The organism is Thermincola ferriacetica (assembly GCF_001263415.1).
In the GTDB taxonomy this organism is placed as follows: domain Bacteria; phylum Bacillota; class Thermincolia; order Thermincolales; family Thermincolaceae; genus Thermincola; species Thermincola ferriacetica.
In genome coordinates this window covers 13,360-32,763 of sequence record NZ_LGTE01000017.1, presented here as the reverse complement: position 1 = coordinate 32,763, position 19,404 = coordinate 13,360, and the positions used below count along the sequence as shown (strand labels likewise).

The 19,404-nt window shown below is 48.8% G+C and carries 14 protein-coding genes and 1 riboswitch; of the genes, 2 read left to right on the top strand and 12 right to left on the bottom strand.

The window, feature by feature from the left end:
• Nucleotides 1-16 precede the first annotated feature (16 nt).
• From Tfer_RS11000 to Tfer_RS10945, 12 genes are all read right to left on the bottom strand, one after another.
• The gene (locus Tfer_RS11000) at nt 17-625 is read right to left on the bottom strand and encodes an accessory gene regulator ArgB-like protein (RefSeq protein WP_282432069.1); all 609 of its coding nucleotides are present in this window, start codon (nt 623-625) and stop codon (nt 17-19) included.
• A 114-nt stretch (nt 626-739) separates the two neighbouring features.
• On the bottom strand, nt 740-1,105 hold the full coding sequence (locus Tfer_RS10995; protein WP_052218453.1) for a YerC/YecD family TrpR-related protein: 366 nt from the start codon (nt 1,103-1,105) through the stop codon (nt 740-742).
• Nucleotides 1,106-1,462: 357 nt separating this feature from the next.
• Nucleotides 1,463-2,731: a phosphoribosylamine--glycine ligase gene (purD, locus tag Tfer_RS10990; protein WP_052218452.1), complete on the bottom strand. Its 1,269-nt coding sequence runs from the start codon at nt 2,729-2,731 to the stop codon at nt 1,463-1,465.
• Nucleotides 2,732-3,072: 341 nt separating this feature from the next.
• Nucleotides 3,073-4,617, bottom strand: coding sequence for a bifunctional phosphoribosylaminoimidazolecarboxamide formyltransferase/IMP cyclohydrolase (gene purH / locus Tfer_RS10985; RefSeq protein ID WP_052218451.1), 1,545 nt, complete (start codon nt 4,615-4,617; stop codon nt 3,073-3,075).
• A 33-nt stretch (nt 4,618-4,650) separates the two neighbouring features.
• A complete protein-coding gene (purN, locus tag Tfer_RS10980; protein WP_052218450.1) occupies nt 4,651-5,262 on the bottom strand; it encodes a phosphoribosylglycinamide formyltransferase in 612 nt (203 codons plus the stop codon).
• Nucleotides 5,263-5,264: 2 nt separating this feature from the next.
• Entirely contained in the window at nt 5,265-6,311 is a 1,047-nt protein-coding gene (gene purM, locus Tfer_RS10975; RefSeq protein WP_052218449.1) for a phosphoribosylformylglycinamidine cyclo-ligase, read from the bottom strand.
• A 12-nt stretch (nt 6,312-6,323) separates the two neighbouring features.
• Nucleotides 6,324-7,778: an amidophosphoribosyltransferase gene (gene purF, locus Tfer_RS10970; protein WP_013119715.1), complete on the bottom strand. Its 1,455-nt coding sequence runs from the start codon at nt 7,776-7,778 to the stop codon at nt 6,324-6,326.
• Between the two features lie 51 nt (nt 7,779-7,829).
• A complete protein-coding gene (gene purC / locus Tfer_RS10965; protein WP_013119714.1) occupies nt 7,830-8,549 on the bottom strand; it encodes a phosphoribosylaminoimidazolesuccinocarboxamide synthase in 720 nt (239 codons plus the stop codon).
• A 67-nt stretch (nt 8,550-8,616) separates the two neighbouring features.
• Nucleotides 8,617-9,909 carry an adenylosuccinate lyase gene (gene purB, locus Tfer_RS10960; protein ID WP_052218448.1) on the bottom strand — a complete coding sequence of 431 codons (1,293 nt, stop codon included), beginning with the start codon at nt 9,907-9,909 and terminating at the stop codon, nt 8,617-8,619.
• Between the two features lie 124 nt (nt 9,910-10,033).
• Nucleotides 10,034-10,134, bottom strand: a riboswitch (purine riboswitch).
• Between the two features lie 198 nt (nt 10,135-10,332).
• Complete coding sequence (gene purE / locus Tfer_RS10955) at nt 10,333-10,854, bottom strand: 5-(carboxyamino)imidazole ribonucleotide mutase (protein ID WP_052218447.1); 522 nt, start codon at nt 10,852-10,854, stop codon at nt 10,333-10,335.
• A 103-nt stretch (nt 10,855-10,957) separates the two neighbouring features.
• Entirely contained in the window at nt 10,958-12,331 is a 1,374-nt protein-coding gene (locus tag Tfer_RS10950; RefSeq protein ID WP_052218446.1) for an NCS2 family permease, read from the bottom strand.
• Nucleotides 12,332-12,803: 472 nt separating this feature from the next.
• Nucleotides 12,804-16,577 (bottom strand): phosphoribosylformylglycinamidine synthase, encoded by a 3,774-nt coding sequence (locus Tfer_RS10945; protein WP_052218445.1) that lies wholly within the window; start codon nt 16,575-16,577, stop codon nt 12,804-12,806.
• 106 nt (nt 16,578-16,683) lie between these two features.
• Between Tfer_RS10945 and Tfer_RS10940 the strand changes: the two genes are divergently transcribed.
• Together Tfer_RS10940 and Tfer_RS10935 are read left to right on the top strand one after the other, a co-directional pair.
• Nucleotides 16,684-17,565, top strand: coding sequence for a LysR family transcriptional regulator (locus tag Tfer_RS10940; RefSeq protein ID WP_052218444.1), 882 nt, complete (start codon nt 16,684-16,686; stop codon nt 17,563-17,565).
• Nucleotides 17,566-17,783: 218 nt separating this feature from the next.
• Nucleotides 17,784-19,352 (top strand): hypothetical protein, encoded by a 1,569-nt coding sequence (locus tag Tfer_RS10935; protein WP_207642449.1) that lies wholly within the window; start codon nt 17,784-17,786, stop codon nt 19,350-19,352.
• Nucleotides 19,353-19,404 lie beyond the last annotated feature (52 nt).

Below are 19,404 nucleotides of genomic sequence, written 5' to 3'. Positions count from 1 at the left end.
CCCCTTTCTCCAGAGGCTAAGGCAACATTCTGTCCACCATTGCCACCAGACGATACCCACAGGGTGTCAGGCTGAAAATCTGCCACATCAGTCCCAGGGTGCCGGCCAAAATAACATCGGATTTGAATAAGTTTACAATACCGCAGGCGCTCCCGCCCCAAAGAATAAACCAGGCAACCAGATACATCCGTGATAATCTGCGCAGCCGCTTCTTCATTTTTTCTTCGGTAATCGGTTTGTTGGGCGTATCGGCAGGCGCATATTTATAAACAGCCCACAAACCCAGCAACCATACTGCTGTTACCAGTGCCGAAAGCAGAGGAGAGGAAAAATAGATGTGAGCAAGTCGCGAGAAGATTGCGATGGTGGGAGAAACTATAGCCCCCAGCAGAGAACAGTTCCTGATACTGGCAGAATGAGCGCCTCCGGACAGTACTCTCAGCCCGGCTGCGGTAAAAGCCGCAACCAGGGCCAACTGAACAACTCCAAGCAGCCAGGATATAATGACTATCAGGACAATTCCGGCCAAATTGCTTACAAAAACAGCAAAACCATAAGTTACAATCTCTGCCTGTTCATTGCTTAAGCCCAATTCTCTTTGCAGGTAATCAGAAAATTTACCGATAATTTTTTCCGTTTACATCTCTCCTTCCTGAAACCAAAAGTCTATATTTCTAATTCTTATTATTTCGACATTTTTTGCTAAAATCCTTCATCATGTTATTTTTATCCTGTGAACCTATGTTTTCTTCCGTGTCCCCAAGGAAGAACTCAAATCCCTGGAACAGAGCTGCTGCCGTCTGTCAGCGGCGGTTTCAGATTTTAACCTTTCCAATACAAGCTTATATCCGTCCGCACCATAATTCAGGCAGCGTTTCACCCTGCTGATAGTGGCCGTACTGGCCCCGGTCCGTTCAGCAATCTCCCCGTAGGTCTTTTCGGCCTGCAGCATTTTGGCCACCTCCAACCGCTGGGCCATGGCCTTGAGCTCGGCCACCGTACATATATCTTCAAAAAAACGGTAGCATTCATCGACATTTTCCAGCAGCAGCACAGCTTCAAACAGTTGGTCAAGCAAAGGATCTTTCAGTTTGAATTCAACCAAGGTTCTCCCTCCATGATCTCTTTTGGTTTACCTAATTCCACAATGAAACATATTTCCCTTCTTTAATATGCTAAAATAAAAAACTAACCATATTTTAGACCGTTTTTTCAGAAAATAGTATACACAAGATTGGTTAGTGGAACTCCGTTCACTTGAAATCACTGAACTTGGCCAAATCGCCGTGCATGGTTTGAGGCCCACGGTTTCCGATGTCCATACTGGAACAGGGGCCACGGTTGAAAGTAAAATGCCCCAAATCACCGGCTAAGGCCAATAACAGCCGTGGCTGGAGCCACATACGGCAATTCAGCCGGGTCCGTGATTTGGGACACAAAGGAAACAATTAATTTATGTGTTTCATAGATGTCGTAAAGCCTTTTGACCGATATCTTTACGATAATGCATGTTGTCGAAATGGATTTTGCCTACAGCTTTATAGGCATTTTCAATTGCCGCCGGTATAGATGGGCCAAGGGCCGTTACACCGAGCACCCGTCCTCCGGATGTAACTATGCGGCCATCCTGTAAACCCGTTCCTGCGTGGAAGACAATGGCCTCTCTAGCCGCATCGTCTAACCCGGTAATAGGGTCGCCTTTTTTATAGCTACCCGGATACCCCCCTGCTGCAAGCACCACACAGACAGCCGCTTCCGGTTTCCACCTGATATTAACTTCATGCAAACGCTTGTCTATTACCGCCTCCATAATCTCCACCAGATCGCTGTCCAAGCGCGTTAATACCGCCTGGGTTTCCGGGTCCCCAAAACGCACGTTAAATTCCAGGACTTTCGGCCCGTCTTTGGTTATCATCAGGCCGGCATAGAGTACTCCCTCGTAAAGGCGCCCCTCCTGGGCCATACCTTGCATGGTGGGTTTAAGAATCTTTTCCATCACCTGCCGGTGTAATTCATCCGTATAAACGGGAGCGGGCGAATAGGCGCCCATGCCGCCGGTATTGGGTCCTTCGTCATTATCAAATACCCTTTTATGGTCCTGGGAAGACACCATGGGAACCACCGTTTCCCCGTCGGTAAAAGCTAAAATACTTACTTCCTCGCCTTCCAGGCATTCTTCAATGATAATCATATCCCCGGCCTGGCCAAAGGCTTTGTCTTCCATCATCATGCGCACGGCATTTATGGCCGTTTCTTCATCCCGCGCCACCACCACACCTTTTCCGGCCGCCAAACCGTCAGCTTTGACCACGCAAGGCGCCCCCGTTTCCTTAATATATTCGATGGCAGACCCGGCATCAGTAAACTTGGCGTATTTGGCCGTGGGGATGTTGTACTTGGACATAAGTTCCTTGGCCATCACCTTGCTGCCTTCCAGTTCCGCAGCCTGCCGGGAAGGCCCGAATACCTTGAGACCTGCGACTCGAAATTTATCCACCAAACCCATGGTTAACGGCGCTTCAGGCCCAACCACGGTCATATCAATGCCTTCCTGTTGAGCAAAGTTTAACAAACCGTCAATATCCTCGACGGAAATGGCGACACATTCGGCAATTTGCGCCATCCCGGCGTTTCCCGGCGCACAATAGACCTTTGTCACTTTTGGGCTTTGTTTGATTTTCCAGACCAGGGCATGTTCACGCCCGCCACCGCCAACAACCAGTACTTTCAAGCTATTCACCTCTGTAAACGGCCAGTGGTCTTTGACAACCGGCCAGAAATTTTGTTCACAGCCCGGAGACAGTGGTCAGTTGATATCCAGCCACAGTTATGGTGAAACAGTGAATTGCGATTTAGCGGAGGGCGGTCAAACAGTGTTAACGACAGTGAAGGCTTGAAATCACTGTTTCCGGCACGGACGCCGGAAACCCGGCCATTGAGTCATGGACGACGATTTGGCCGGGTTCAGTGATTTCAACTGAACGGAGTTTACACTGTTTCCGCCCGCAGCTTTGGAGCAACGATTGTTTTACCATTACTGTGGCGGTAACCGACCAATGTCAACGGACCGTTTCAGTGTTTGAAATGCCTCATGCCAGTGAAGACCATGACTATGCCATGCTCGTCGGCCGCTTTGATGGATTCCTCGTCCCGTAGGGAACCGCCCGTCTGAATAATGGCCGTAATTCCCGCTTTGGCGGCCTCGTCGACTGTGTCACGGAAGGGAAAGAAGGCATCGGAGGCCAGCACCGCCCCTTTCGCCTTTTCGCCGGCCTGGGCAAAGGCTATCCTGGCCGAACCCACACGGTTCATCTGTCCGGCGCCGACTCCCAATGTGCACTTATCCTTAGTCACTACTATGGCGTTGGATTTCACATGCTTAACAACTTTCCAGGCAAAAAGCATTTCTTCTAATTGTTCTCTGGTAGGCTGGGCTTTGGACACTACTTTCAGGTCATCGACAGTTATTGACCCGGCATCAGATTCCTGAACAAGCAAGCCGCCGTTTACAGCCTTCATATCGTAGCCCGCAGGCGGCCCTTCGGGCATCTGCCCGGTCTTCAAAACCCGCAGATTTTCCTTTACCCCAAAAACTTCCAGAGCCTCCTCCGTATAATCAGGAGCAATAACGGCCTCCAGGAAAATCTCATTCATTTTTTCGGCTGTAGCTTTGTCCACAGTAGTATTTATGCCCACAATCCCGCCGAAGGCCGATACAGGGTCGGCTTCATAGGCCCGCCGGTAAGCCTCGGCTAAACTGGCACCGCTGGCCACGCCGCAGGGATTGTTATGCTTGATGATGACCACCGTGGGTTCTGTAAATTCCCTGGCTATTTCGAAGGCTGCATTGGCGTCCATAATATTGTTAAAAGACAATTCTTTCCCCTGCAGTTGCTGCGCTGTTCCAACACCCGGCGTTTTTGCCAGCGGGTCCCGGTAGAAAGCCGCTTTTTGATGCGGGTTTTCGCCGTACCGGCAATCCTGGGCCTTGACAAAGCTGAGATGGAGGTTGGCCGGGAACTTTTCCCCCGTCGTTTCCCGTACCAAGTTGTTCATATAGGCGCTGATGTATGTATCATACTCTGCCGTGTGGGTAAAGGCCTCGGCTGCCAACTGCATTCTGAATTCCCTGCTTACTTTTCCTTTTTTCAGTTCTTCAATAACCTGGCCGTATCTCACCGGGTTCACCACAATGATAACATGCTCAAAGTTTTTGGCTGCCGCCCTTACCATGGTAGGCCCGCCGATATCTATGTTTTCAATGGCGTCTTCCAGTGTCACGTCCGGCTTGCTGATGGTCTGCTTGAAAGGATACAGATTCACCGCAACCAAATCTACCGGACCAATGTTATGTTCTTCTAACTGGGCTAAATGCTCGGGGGTTCTCTTCGCCAAGATACCACCGTGGACATACGGGTTTAAAGTCTTGACCCGGCCGTCCAGGATTTCCGGGAATCCGGTTATCTCAGTAACATACTTGGCCGGTATTCCCGCTTCTTTAATAGTTTTGAAAGTGCCGCCCGTGGACACAATTTCAAACCCCAGCCCGTGCAGGGCGCGGGCAAATTCAACAACGCCTTCCTTGTTTGACACACTGATAATCGCTCTCCTGCTCAACTTTACTCCTCCTTTTCCGGTTTCAGCAACGTCCTAGTCACTGATCCGCACTTTTCTTCCCTCAACCTTTAATTTACCGTCAGCAAAGAGTTGAATGGCCTGGGAGTAAATCTTGTGTTCCTCTTGCAGTATTCTCTGAGCCAAAGTGTCTTCATCATCGTCTTGCATGACAGGTACGACAGCCTGCAGGATAATCGGACCTGTATCCATGCCGGCGTCTACAAAATGGACGGTACATCCCGAATACCTGACCCCGTATTCTACCGCATCCCTTTGGCCATGCGCCCCTGGAAATGCAGGCAGCAAAGCGGGGTGAATGTTCATTATCCGGTTGGGAAAACTCTGTAGCAGCACTTCACCGACCAACTTCATATAGCCTGCCAGAACCACCAGGTCAACACCATGCTGAACCAGGGTGTCCACTATTGCTTTCTCGTATTCGGCTTTCCCTGGAAAACTTGCCAGTTCAAACCAGAAAGCCGGAATTCCTTTTTTCCTGGCCCTTTCCAGGGCAAAGGCCCCTGGTTTGTCGCTGATGACAACAACCACTTCCGCCGATAGCTTCCCGGCATCAATGTTATCCATGATTGCCTGCAGGTTGGAACCTCTGCCGGAGGCCAGCACGCCCAGCTTTACTTTGGCCATAGTTATACCCCCTTATATTCTACAGCCGCCTCTCCGGGTACTACCTCACCTATATAAACGGCTTTTTCCCCGTTAGCGGCAAGGGTCTGCATTACAGCTTCCGCTTCGTCGGGAGCCGCAATTATGACCAGGCCTATGCCCATATTGAATGTGCGCAGCATTTCATGGTCTACCACGCGGCCCGTCTCCTGGATAAGTTTAAAGATAGGCGGTACTGTCCAGGCCGACGGGTCAATTACTACCTTGCAGTTGTTGGGAAGGATACGGGGAATGTTTTCCGTCAAGCCACCACCGGTAATATGCGCCATCCCTTTAATACGATGTTTTTTCAACAGGGGAAGTACCTGTTTCACGTAAATACGGGTTGGCTCAAGAAGTTCCTCGCCCAATGGCCTGGTTAAAGGCGCCGGTGTCTCATGCAGGGCAAAACCGCCTATTTCCAGCAGCACTTTTCTGGCCAGGGAAAACCCGTTGCTGTGGAGTCCGGATGAAGGCAAACCGACCAGTTTGTCACCAGGCTGAACAGCATGGCCGTCAATTATTTTTTCCCGGTCAACAATACCGACAACAAACCCGGCCACATCATATTCGTCTTCGGCATAAAATCCGGGCATCTCCGCAGTTTCACCGCCAATCAGGGCACACCCGGCCTGCCGGCAGCCTTCGGCAATCCCTTTTACAATATCGGCTACCTTTTCAGGAACCAATTTCCCTACTGCCAGGTAGTCCAGGAAAAACAGGGGTTCCGCTCCCTGCACCAGGATGTCGTTCACACACATAGCCACAGCATCAATACCGATGGTATCATGCCTGCCCGTCATAAAAGCTATTTTTAATTTGGTACCTACTCCGTCCGTTCCGGAAACCAGGACCGGATTTTTATATTTGGCTGCATCCAAGGCAAATAAGCCGCCAAACCCTCCTATGCCGGTCAGTACTTCCGGGCGGAAGGTCCTCATGACATGGGCCTTCATCAATTCTACCGCCTCATTGCCGGCTGTAATGTCTACACCTGCATCGGCATAAGTTATCCCTTTTTTTTCTTCCATTTCCTTCCCCTCCTATTCCAGAACGAATTTTCCCATTTCCTCCGGTTTGGGGATAGGAATGGGATAATCGCCGTCAAAACAGGCTGTACAAAACTTACCGGGTACGGTATTGAACGCTTTCAAGAGCCCTTCCAGGCTCAGGTAATGGAGCCCGTCGGCCCCGATGAATTGCCTTATTTCATCAAGGGACATCTTGGCAGCTATTAGTTCTTTCCTGTTGGAAGTATCTATACCATAATAACAGGGCCATAAAATAGGCGGCGAACTGACACACATGTGGATTTCTTTGACTCCTGTATCCCGGAGCATTTTAACCATACGGCTACAGGTAGTACCCCTGACAATGGAGTCATCAATCATCAGAATCCGTTTCCCCTTGAGAATGTTTTTGATCGGGTTTAATTTCAGGTGTACCGCCAGGTCCCTCAATTCCTGTGTCGGCTGGATAAAGGTCCTGCCGATATAACGGTTTTTCATGAGCCCTTCCTCAAAAGGCAGCCCTGATTCCTCGGCATAGCCCCGGGCAGCGGCATTTCCCGAATCCGGCACAGATATCACCAGGTCCACATCGGCACGGTACTCTTTCGCTAATTGGCGACCCATCTCACGGCGAACCTGATTGACCATATACCCGTCAATAACGCTGTCGGGCCGGGCAAAATATATGAACTCAAAAACACAGAGGCCTTTTCTTTCCGCTGCCCCGTAATGTATAGACTTAATGCCGTTTTTGTCTATGACGATTACCTCGCCCGGTTCCACATCCCTGACCAACTCGGCCCCAATGGTATCAAGGGCACAGGATTCGGAAGCAAGTATATAAGCGCCGCCCAGTTTACCGAGACACAACGGTCTGACGCCATGTGGGTCCCGCACCCCGATTAACTTATCCCCGGTCAAAACCACCAGGGAATAGGCGCCTTCTATTTCATCCATACACCTGGTAATAGCCTTCTCAATAGGCACGTTGCTGTGTCTGGCTATGATGTTTACAATTACCTCGGTATCAATAGAAGATTGGAACACTGCACCCCTTTCCATGAGCTTCGGGCGAAGTTGGTGGACATTGGTCAGGTTGCCGTTATGAGCCAGGGCAATCATACCTTTTTGGTAATAACACACGAGCGGCTGGGCATTGGTGACTAAACTGGAACCAGTGGTGGAATAGCGCACATGTCCAATAGCCGCATGTCCTTTCAGGCTGTCTAACCGGGCTTCGTCAAAAACCTCGGGCACCAGGCCCATATTTTTATGCAGCAGGATGTTTTTACCGTCAGCAGTGGCAATACCTGCGCTTTCCTGTCCCCGGTGCTGCAAGGCGTAAAGCCCGTAATAGGTCAGGCGGGCAACATCTTTATCCGGTCCGAAAATACCGAAAATTCCGCATTCTTCCCTTGGTTTGTCGGCCCGGAACAGGTCCGGTTCGACGTCTTTGTCCGAGGAGAGCCCGTAATCTTCCTTGATCATTTTATCTTCCTCCGCATACAAAGTAAATCATTTCCGGAAATATGCCAAAGCTTAAATACTCTCTCCCGTGAGCCTTCTAAGCACTTCCCGGTAAGCCTCTTCCACGTTGCCCAAGTCTCTTCTGAAACGGTCCTTATCGAGTTTTTCTTTCGTTTCCACATCCCAGAAGCGGCAGGTATCAGGTGAAATTTCATCAGCCAGAATTACCTCGCCTTTATGAATACCAAACTCCAATTTAAAATCAATTAAATCTATTTTTTTATCTTTTAAATACTCTCTGAGAATGTCGTTCACCTGCAAAGCTATGGAAGAAATTGTTTGCACCTGTTCGGGCGTAGCTAAATTAAGAGCATAGATATGGTATTCGTTAATTAGCGGATCACCCAGGGCATCATCCTTGTAATAGAACTCAAGCACCGTCCTGGGCAGCATGGTACCTTCCGGCAGTCCTATCCGCTTGGATAAAGAACCGGCCGCAATATTGCGCACAACAACTTCTACCATGATAATCTTTGCCGCCTTGACAATTTGCTCCCTGTCGTTGACCTGTTTCACCAGGTGAGTTGGTATCCCTTTGCTTTCCAGCAAATTGAAAAAATGGGTAGAAATCTTGTTGTTTAGGATTCCTTTGTTCATGATAGTGCCTTTTTTCTTGCCGTCAAAGGCCGTTGCATCGTCTTTGTACTCCACCCAGTACAGGTCCGGGTCAGTAGTCTTGTAGACTTTTTTGGCTTTCCCTTCATAAAGTAATTCCTGCTTTTGAATATCCATTGTTCTCCCCCCTTAAATTTAAGCCACACAGGCATCTGTCAACCGGTCACTGCACACCGGCCACTAATCATAAACCAAAGCGGGCAAAGATGGTATCGACATACCTGAGATACCACTGGTAATCAAACAGAGAACGCAGTTCTTCGGGTGAAATAAGGGCCGTTACATCCTCGTCCGCTAACAAGAGATCCAGGAAGTTTTGCTTGGTGCGCCAAACCTCCATGGCATTTCTCTGCACCAGTTCGTAAGCTCTTTCTCTAAGGATACCTTTTTCCACAAGGGCCAGCAGTACCCTTTGCGAGTAAATCAGGCCCCTGGTTTTATTCATGTTTTCCATCATAGCGTCGGGATAAACCAGTAGGTTACTAACAATTTTTATGGTCAGATGGAGCATGTAATCAAGTAGGATAGTGCTGTCAGGTATGATTACCCGCTCTACAGAAGAATGGGATATGTCTCTTTCATGCCATAAAGCCACGTTCTCCATGGCCGCCAAAGCGTTGCCCCGCAATACGCGTGCCAAACCGGAAATTCTTTCCCCTGTGATGGGGTTTCTCTTATGGGGCATGGCCGAAGAACCCTTCTGCCCCTTGGCAAAGTACTCCTCGGCCTCTCTGATATCGGTCCGTTGCAGATTGCGCAGCTCCGTGGCGATTTTTTCCAACGTGCATCCTATCACCGCTATGGTCGCCATGTATTCAGCGTGCCGGTCCCGCTGAATAACCTGAGTGGCTATCGGCGCAGGTTTTAAGCCAAGTTTTTCGCAAACCCGGCGCTCCACTTCCGGGTCGATATTGGCGTAAGTGCCTACAGCCCCGGATAACTTACCGACGCTGATATTTTCGATGGCCCTTTTCAGCCGTTCGATATTGCGGTCTGTTTCCGCAATCCAGAGGAGCATTTTCATGCCGAAGGTCATCGGTTCGGCATGAATGCCGTGGGTCCGCCCGATCATCGGTGTATATTTGTACTCTTTGGCTTTTTCCACCAGCTTTTCCCGCAGGATCTGCAGGCGGGGAAGCAAAAGTTCTCCCGCTTCCTTCATTAACAAACACAGGGCCGTGTCCCCCACATCCGATGAAGTCATACCCATGTGAATGTATTTTGACTCTTCACCCACGTTTTCGGCCACGTTGGTCAGGAAGGCAATCACATCATGGTTGGTCACCTTTTCAATCTCGTTAATCCGGTCAACATCAAAAGCTGCCTTTTCCCTGATTGCCTTCGCCGCCTCCACCGGTATATAGCCCAGTTCGGCCATGGCTTCACAGGCGGCAATCTCCACGTCCAGCCACTTTTGAAACTTGTTCTCCAGGGTCCAGATTTTCCCCATTTCAGGTAATGTGTAACGGTCAATCATCCTTTAGGTACCTCCGTTAAATTTTGTTCTGACAAGATAAAATTAGCTCTGGCGAGTCCAGAACCAGGGAACCACCAGAGCCAAAAATCAGCATGGTATACCGGATTCCTTTAAAGGAATGCCAAAAGAACCGGTGTTCCCTCGTAGTCCGGTCATTTACGGTGCCGGGTAGAGACTCTCGAACCATATTATCGAGTATATACGAGGATATCAGGATGTCTACTTTGTGATTTTAAAAAATCACCACCGAGGGCACGGAGAACACAGAGAAAACATTGAAATAAATAGTAAACAGGAAAATTCCACAGAAATTATTTGGAATTCAATGACCGGAGTAGCCGGAAACTTTACTTTTGAAACTTAGTCCCCGCGTCCTCTGCGTTCTCTGTGGTTAAAAAAATTCTCTGTGGCTAAAAAATTCTATTAACTGCCGTTGTTCAAATAACCTTCTATACCCAATTCGGCAAGTTTGGCAGCTTTCTCCTCCACTTCCCGTTCCATTTTCGCTTTATATTCCTTTATTTTTTCCCTGACTTCAGGGTACTTGGCGCCAATAATCTGGGCGGCCAGGATACCTGCATTCTTTGCCCCGTTTATGGCAACCGTGGCTACAGGAATTCCCGGCGGCATCTGAACAATAGCGTACAGGGCGTCCACTCCTTCCAGAGCCCCTGATTTGATAGGCACCCCTATAACCGGCAGCGGAGTGAGGGCAGCAATGACTCCTGGCAGGTGGGCAGCCATACCGGCCCCGGCAATAATTACTTCCAGTCCTCTTTCTGCGGCCGTTTTGGCATACTGCGCCGTCTTCTCAGGTACACGGTGGGCCGAAGAAATGATAACCTCGCTTTCGATACCGAACTCTGCCAGTATGTTGGCCGCATTCCGCATTATCTTCAGGTCTGAGTCACTCCCCATTACAATACCAACAAGCGGTTTAGCCATAAGCCACCTCCAAAGCTATTATCATACAGTAAAAAGTTTTTCTAAATAAATTTTCCACATGCAAGGTTAAGTTTCCTGTGTCAAAAACCTTTATCCTTTAAAATTATGCGCTCCCCAGCATAGTGTACCTAACAGCCACCAGGACAACCAGTATATACATCAGCCAGTGAACTTCCCTTGCTTTTCCCGTGGCTATTTTTAAAAATACGTAAGTAAATATGCCGGCTGAAACGCCATTGGCAATATTTTGGGTAAAAGGCATAAATACAATGGTAAGGAATGCCGGAATGGCCTCAGTCATTTCCGAAAAATCAATATCCCTGATGGCCGATACCATCAATAAACCCACGAGAATCAGAGCAGGAGCAGTGGCCGCGCTCGGAATGAGAACGAAAAAAGGCGCCAGAAAAATGGCCAGCAGGAACATTATTCCGGTGGTGACTGCCGTAAGGCCTGTCTTACCACCTTCTCCTATACCGGCGGCGCTTTCAATATAAGCAGTAACGGTACTGGTTCCCATGAGCGCTCCAAAACTGACACCGAGAGCGTCAACCAGCATAGCCCGGCCAATTTTGGGGTTATTCCCCTTCTCATCAAGCAGTCCCGCTTTGCCTGCAGTCCCCACCAAAGTACCAAAGGTATCAAAGAGCTCAACAAAGGTAAAAGTCAATATTACGGTAATCAGTCCTGCTCCGAGAGCGCCCTTCACATCAAGCTGGCCTATGGCAACATTACTGAAAGAGGGAAGGGCATACTTAAAACCTTCAATTTTGGTTACCCCCAACGGAATGCCTATAACAGTCGTTATGATAATTCCCCAGAGCAAAGAACCTTTGATTTTTCTGGCCATCAACAGGCCGGAAATAAGCAGACCTATAATCGCCAGGAGGGCCGGGCCGTGACTGATGTTCCCCAGTTGAACCACCCATTCTGTCGGCTGGATAACACCTTTGCCTGCTTTGGCAATCCCTTCCAGCGTGCCGCCAAATTTGCCGGGCAGTAATTCCAGGAAGACAACGGTAAGCCCGGATAATTTCACACCTATAAAAGTAATAAACAATCCAATACCGACGGTAATTGCTTTTTTCATAGAATTTGGCACAGCTTCTACCAACAACTGTCGAATGTTGGTTACTGTCAAAATCAAAAAAATAACTCCGGAAATGAATACAGCTCCCAGGGCCACTTGCCAGGTCATCTGGCCTGAAGCCACAACAGCGGCAAAGTAAGCATTCAGACCCATACCCGGCGCCAGGGCGATGGGGAAGTTCACGAACAGCCCCATGGCTATAGTAACTATCCCTGCCGCCAGCGCCGTAGCCAGGAAAACGGCATTGTAATCCATGCCTGCCCCGGAGAGAATAATGGGGTTGACGGCAAGTATGTAGGCCATCGTCATAAAAGTGGTCAACCCGGCAACAACTTCTGTTCCGACACTGGTGTCTAATTCCCTGAGTTTGAATAACCTTTCCAGCATAGCAGAATACCTCCTTAAGTTTAAAGTGCGTTAGCTTTGGTAACCATTAAAACATTGAATATTGATTTTATAATTGTACTGCTTAAGCAATTTCTACAATGCTAAGGTTGCCGGTAATATTCTCCCACTTAACTGTGAAATTAGAACAAAAAACAAAAAAGTTTACCAAAATAAACAAAAGTATGAAATATTAAAATAGCCCAGACCGGTAGATCTACTCAATCGAGTGAAACCTACCCGTCTGGGCTTTTATCCCGTCGGTGTAGTGTTAAAAAACACCTGTACCACTCGGACCAGTCCTATAAGTTAGAACCAAATGACCACTTGTACCAGCAACCGGTCATTGGCCACTAACTACAGCGGAACCCTAGGCACACTTTCCCTCGTATAACGGTGCAGCTTACCGAAAAACGAGATTTAATTTTACAAATTTATCTTAACAAGAGAGCATGTTTGTGTCAAGATTAGAGTTTTAAGCAAAATACCTTACCCCGGCCTCAAACAGCTTTTGGTCTTTTTCTCCGGGTACATTCTTATAGACATTGGAGCTAATTCTCTCTGAATGTCCCATTTTGCCCAGCACCCGGCCGTCAGGGCTGGTAATACCTTCAATGGCATGCATGGATCCGTTGGGGTTAAAGGCAATGTCGTAAGTTGGTTTCCCCTCGAGGTCCACATATTGAGTAGCCACTTGCCCGTTTCTCATCAACTGTTCTATCTCTTCCTCCCTGCCCACAAAACGCCCTTCGCCGTGAGAAACAGCTACAGTATGGACATCGCCCACATTTACATTGTTAAACCACGGAGACAGGGTAGACGTTACCTTGGTCCGCACTAGGCAGGAAACATGGCGCCCGATGGTATTAAAGGTGAGGGTAGGGCAGTCTTGCGAAATATCTCTGATTTCACCGTAGGGCACCAAACCAAGCTTAATCAGAGCCTGAAAACCGTTGCAGATGCCCAGCATCAGGCCGTCTCTTTGTTTTAACAATTTCATGACTGCCTCTTTAACCCTGGAGTTTCTGAATATAGCAGCGATGAACTTGCCGGAACCGTCAGGCTCATCACCGGCGCTAAAGCCGCCGGGTATCATAATTATCTGCGAATTATCAATGGCCTTGACCATGGCCTCAATTGATTGCTCTATTTCCACGGGGGTAAGGTTCCTGATAACCAGGGTTTCCACTATGCCGCCGGCCTTTTCAAAGGCCCTGGCGCTGTCATATTCACAGTTGGTGCCGGGAAATACCGGGATAAATATCCGTGGCCTGGCCACCGGTATAGCCGGCTTGCCGGTGTTTCTCCCGGTAAACCACGCTGTTTTTGGCTTTTCAGATATGGCGTCTGTCCTGGTAGGAAAGATTTTTTCCAGGGGTTTCTCCCACTCAGCAACAGCCTCTGCCAAGCCTATTTCTACACCGTTTACCTGTAAAACAGCCTTTTCGCTGGTATACCCCAACACCTTGTAATGCACAGAACCGAAAACCTCTTCCAGATTTATCTTTTCGTCCAGCTCCAGGACTATGGAACCGTAATCGGGCGCAAAAAGGTCAGCCGGTTCCATTTTGGCGGTAAAGACCATGCCTATCCGGTTGCCAAAGGCCATCTTGCTCACAGCAGCAGCCAACCCGCCCATTCTTACCGAGTGCGCTGCCAAAACCTTGCCTGACTGGATCAGTTCATATACCTTGGAGAAGTTTGCAGCCAACCGGTCGAAATCAGGCATCTCCTTGGCATCCCGGGCAGCCGGAACCAAAACAACTTTACTGCCAGCTTTTTTGAATTCCGGCGAAACCACTTTATCCACTTTCACAACACCGGCGGCAAAAGCTACCAAGGTAGGAGGAACATGCAGGTCTTTGAAGGTACCTGACATGCTGTCCTTGCCGCCAATGGCCGGAATGCCAAATCTTTTCTGGGCATAGAAGGCCCCCAGCAAAGCGCTGAAAGGCTTGCCCCACCGGGCTGCGTCTTTCCCCAGTTTTTCAAAGTATTCCTGGAGAGTAAGCCTGATTTTTTTATAATCTCCGCCTATAGCAACCACTTTTGCCACAGCTTCCAGAACAGCATACAAAGCGCCGTGGAAAGGACTCCACTTGGCTAATTGGGGGTTATATCCGAAGGTCATCACCGTTCCCGTCGTGGTATCCCCCGCCAGAACAGGGATTTTGGCCACCATACCTTCCGCCGGGGTGGCCTGGTATTTCCCGCCAAAGGGTATGAGCACGGTGCCGGCGCCGATGGTACTGTCAAATCTTTCTACCAAACCCTTTTGACTGCAGACGTTTAAATCCCTCAAGTTGGCCAGCCAGGCAGCCTTTAAATCCCCCAACTCTTTTTCCACACCGGGGTTGAGCCTGGCAAAATAGCTCTCATCCTCTGCCGGCGCCTTCACCGCTACCCTGGTCTTCTGTTTTACCCCGTTTGTGTTGAGGAAAGCCCGGCTGATGTCAACAATGTATTGCCCCCGCCAGCTCATGCGCAGCCTGCCGGTGGAGGTTACTTCCGCCACCGCAGTGGCTTCCAGGTTTTCTTCCCGGGCTAATTGGATAAAGCGCTGCACATTTTCCCGGTCCACCACAACAGCCATGCGCTCCTGGGATTCGGAAATGGCCAGCTCCGTACCGTCCAGCCCCTCATACTTCTTGGGTACTGCATCAAGGTTTATATCCAGCCCGTCAGCCAGTTCTCCGATAGCCACCGATACCCCGCCGGCGCCAAAATCATTGCACTTCTTTATCATTACGCTGACTTCGGGGTTTCTGAACAGCCGCTGGATTTTGCGTTCCTCGGGGGGGTTACCCTTCTGGACCTCGGCGCCGCAGGTCAGAATAGACTCTTCAGTGTGCTCCTTGGAAGAGCCTGTAGCCCCACCGCAACCGTCCCGGCCTGTGCGGCCGCCCACCAGGATAACCACATCTCCCGCTGCCGGTTGTTTCCTGACCACATTTTTCCTGGGCACAGCGCCTATGACGGCGCCAATTTCCATTCGCTTGGCCACAAATCCCTCATCATACAACTCAGCCACCTGGCCCGTGGCCAATCCGATCTGGTTGCCGTAAGAACTGTAGCCATGAGCCGCCTCGGTGGTTATCTTCCGCTGGGGCAGCTTGCCGGGCAGGGTGTCTTCTATCCTGGTCCGGGGGTCACCGCTGCCGGTAACCCGCATGGCCTGATAGACATAGGAACGCCCCGAGAGCGGGTCCCTGATGGCTCCGCCCAGGCAAGTGGCCGCGCCACCAAAAGGCTCTATTTCCGTGGGGTGGTTATGGGTTTCGTTTTTGAACATAACCAGCCATTCTTCCTCCCGGCCGTCCACGTCCACATTTACCACAATACTGCAGGCATTTATTTCATCTGATTCATCCAGGTCCTGCAAAAGCCCCCTCTTGCGCAGTTCTTTCATGCCCATGGTGGCGATATCCATAAGGCAAATATCCTTCCCTTTATCTTCATAAACAAACCTGCGGGACTGCAGGTACTCCTCATAAGCCTTCTTTACGGGTTGGGTAAAAGTCCCCTCTTCTATGGCCACTTCCTCTATTTCAGTCAAAAAGGTGGTATGCCGGCAGTGGTCGGACCAGTAGGTATCTATTACCCTCAGTTCCGTAACGGTAGGATCCCTTTTTTCAGTGTCCCTAAAATACTCCTGCAGAAACTTGAGATCGGCAAAACTCATGGCCAGGCCCATTTCATCCATCAGGCGCTGCAGCTCTCCGTCAGGCAGGGAAATAAAACCTGCCACCACCGCCACATCAGGGGGAACAATACATTCCATACCCAGGGTTAAAGGCTTGTCCAGAGATGCTTCCCGGGAATCAACAGGATTAATGCAGTAACTTTTTATCCTGGCTATTTCATCATCGGAAATGCTGCCTTTCAGCACAATTACCCGGGCCGACCGGATAACCGGCCTTTCCTTCTGGGTGAGAATCTGCACGCATTGAGCCGCCGAATCTGCCCGCTGGTCATATTGGCCCGGCAGGTATTCCACGGCAAACACTATGTCGCCGTCATCGACAGGCAGCGCCTCGTCATAAACGTAGTCGACGGTCGGTTCTGAAAAAACGGTGGTTCTGGCGTTCCGGTATTCTTCATCGGAAATCCCCTCGATATCATAACGGTTGACAATCCGCAGGCGCTCCAGACCCGCAATATCCAGGTTCTCCTTAAGGTCCCGGTACAGGTTTTGCGCTTCCACATCATAACCGGGTTTCTTTTCGACAAAAATTCTCCGCACTGTCACAGTAATTTTACCCCCATGAAATTTACTACTTTACAGCTTTATTCTACCATACTAAAATTAATAAGTGTAGTTAATATTACTAATATATTTTATTAGGAGCTCTTATATGGACATCAACTTCGAATTATACAAAGTTTTTTACTACGTAGCCAAAAATCTCAGCTTCTCCGGGGCTTCACAGGAGCTGCACATCTCCCAGTCCGCCGTAAGCCAGTCCGTCAAACTGCTGGAGGAAAAAATGAACTGCCGGCTGTTCATCAGGAATACCAAGCAGGTCAAACTTACTCAGGAAGGGGAGACCCTGTTCAGGCATATTGAACAGGCTTATAACCTGATCAGGGCCGGTGAAAGAAGCATTGAGGAAATCCACTCCCTGCAACAGGGAGAAGTCAGGATAGGGGCAAGTGATACCATCTGTAAATACTACCTTCTTCCCTATCTCAAGAAGTTTAACCGCCTTTACCCCAACATTCGCATCAAAGTGACCAACAGGACATCGCCCAGGTGTATTGAACTACTGAAAAAAGGCAGTGTAGACGTGGCAGTGGTGAACATGCCTGGAACAGTGGAGAAAACGATGCGGGTAGATAAGGTGAAAACCATACACGATGTGTTTATAGCCGGGCAAAACTTCGCCCACCTGAAGAGGAAGAAAATCTCCTTGCAAGAACTGGCACAATATCCTGTGCTGATGCTGGAAAAAAACACCACAACAAGAAACTTTATTGATACGTTCCTGGAAAGTAAAGGCGTAAAGATAATCCCCGAAGTGGAACTGGGCAGTGTGGACCTGCTGGTGGAAATGGCCAAAATAGGCCTGGGCATCTCTCTGGTGGTAAAAGAATACATCGAAAAAGAACTCTCCGGCAGCGAAGTTTTTATGTTGAACCTGCGGGAAAAGATACCTGCCAGGAAGCTGGGTGTTTTAACAAATAACAACATTCCCCTGTCGGTGGCAGCGCAAAAATTTGTAGCATTGCTTGTTTAGCCCCTTCTGAAACAAACGGTTGCCCCAGACATAAACGCAAAGACCTGGGCACCGGTGTTCCGTAAAAGATTTTCGCTACTGTGGAAATTGCTTAAAGATACCAAGTCTGCTATAATCACCATAGTAAACAATCTCTCAGTCACCTGTGGAACAATAGAACTACACCTTTTGCATATAGGCATAAATGGGGCTCAAATACGCTGGAGAGGATGAAAAAATTGACCCGCGAATTAACAACCATGCAAAAGAACAAGGTGGCGGCGCTTTTTCTGTTTTTGGCAATATTGATTTTTGCCATAGTTGTTTTAAGAAACGCCTGGGTTTCCGACGACGCATACATTACCTTCCGGACAGTAAACAACTTTGTCAACGGGTACGGGTTAACCTGGAATGTAGGCGAGAGAGTGCAGGCTTATACCCACCCCCTGTGGATGTTCATGGTATCCGCTCTGTATTTTTTTACCCATGAGGCTTTTTATACGAGCATTTTTTTGTCCCTCTTTCTGTCCCTGGCCGCTGTGCTGATACTTGCCTTGAAAATAGCTAATTCCAGAACAGTAGCAATTTTGGGCATCCTGGTATTGACCGGTTCCAAAGCCTTTATCGATTATTCCACATCAGGATTGGAAAACCCCTTGAATCATTTGATTTTAGCATTGTTTTTCCTTGTATATTTCAAAGGCGAACCAAACCAAAAGAAACTGTTCCTTTTGTCGCTTATAGCTTCATTGGGCATGCTCAACAGGATTGATACTGTACTTATTTATTTTCCCTGCCTATTGTATGCAATGCTCAGATTCCGTAAAAAATCAGGACTGTATTGGGCCGCCATCGGTTTTACTCCCATTGTGGTTTGGGAACTGTTTTCCCTCTTCTATTACGGTTTTCCATTCCCTAATACTGCCTACGCCAAACTACATACAGGCATTAGCAACGCGGCCCTGGCGGTTCAGGGAATCCGCTACTTTAAAAACTCTCTTGGCCTAGATCCTTTAACTTTGGTAACTATAATTGCTTCGTTGGTCGCCGCACTGTTGAAAAGGGAAAGAGATAAGCTGGCCGTCGCCGGAGGTATAGCCTTGTACCTGCTTTATATTATTAAAATCGGTGGCGATTTCATGAGCGGCCGGTTTTTTACAGTTGTGCTCTTTTCCGGCGTAGCGCTATTATGCCAGTACCATAACCTGGGCATATTCGGGAAAAAGCAGGCATGGATGACAGGTTTATTTATTATAACCGTCAGCCTAATTGGCCCATTCCCCCCCATCCTTTCAAATGCCGATTACGGTTTGCAAAGGCAAGCTATTTATGCCGACGGTATTGCTGACGAACGCGCTTTTTACTATCAGGCTTCAGGTTTACTGAAAGCCAGAAAAGGCCAGATTATGCCAAACCACGTCTGGACAACAGCAGGCTTGGAGGCCAAAAAAAAAGGCCCTTCGGTGGTAGTTCGAAAAGCCATAGGCTACTACGGTTATTTCGCCGGTCCCGCAGTATATATCGTTGACGAAATGGCTTTATCAGATCCCCTGCTGGCCCGGCTGCCGGCTAAAAAGCCCTGGCGTATCGGGCATTTTGAGCGCAATATCCCATCGGGCTACCTGGCAACCCTACGGTCCGGCAAAAATCAAATAAAAGATCGGGAACTGGCTGAATACTATGACAAACTTTCCCTGGTTACCCGCGGCAATCTCTTTGACAAAAGAAGACTGCTGGAAATATGGAATTTCAATACAGGGAAAAACGAGTATCTGATAAAGAACAATCAATTATCAACTCGGAGGTAAAATATTTATTTGAGACAAAAAATATTCATCAGAAAACATTTGGCAACAACAT